Origin of the sequence: Paraburkholderia sp. SIMBA_027, from assembly GCF_046535315.1 — a bacterium.
In the GTDB taxonomy this organism is placed as follows: Bacteria; Pseudomonadota; Gammaproteobacteria; order Burkholderiales; family Burkholderiaceae; genus Paraburkholderia; species Paraburkholderia tropica.
In genome coordinates this window covers 1-338 of the sequence record NZ_JAWRWY010000237.1, presented here as the reverse complement: position 1 = coordinate 338, position 338 = coordinate 1, and the positions used below count along the sequence as shown (strand labels likewise).

Genomic DNA, 338 nt, shown 5'->3' with positions numbered 1-338 from the left:
GACGGTCAGGGGTTTGCCCGAGGCTGCCCACTCTTTCAGGTGGACGTCGGTGGCCCGATGCAACGGTGGAGACAACAGCACAGCACCTTCGATCTGTGATGCGACTGGCTCCGAAGCCCCATACATCAGGGCAAGTTCGGTGCCGAAGGACCAGCCAACCAGCCAGCGGTTTGGCAGGCCCCGTTCCACTGCGAAACGCACGGCGGCTTCGACGTCGTAACGCTCGCCTATGTCGCTCTTGCGGATAGCTAGGCCGCTGGCAACACGGTTAAGAAAGGTATCGTCCTCGACGATAGCCGCTCGGTTCGAGTCCTTCGTCCTGACCCTCCATTTAGTTG

At 60.7% G+C, this 338-nt stretch carries 1 protein-coding gene; it reads right to left on the bottom strand.

The features are described 5' to 3' along the window. Positions 1-338: hypothetical protein (locus SB764_RS38925; RefSeq protein WP_410866600.1), on the bottom strand; the 338-nt coding region annotated here is incomplete at both ends.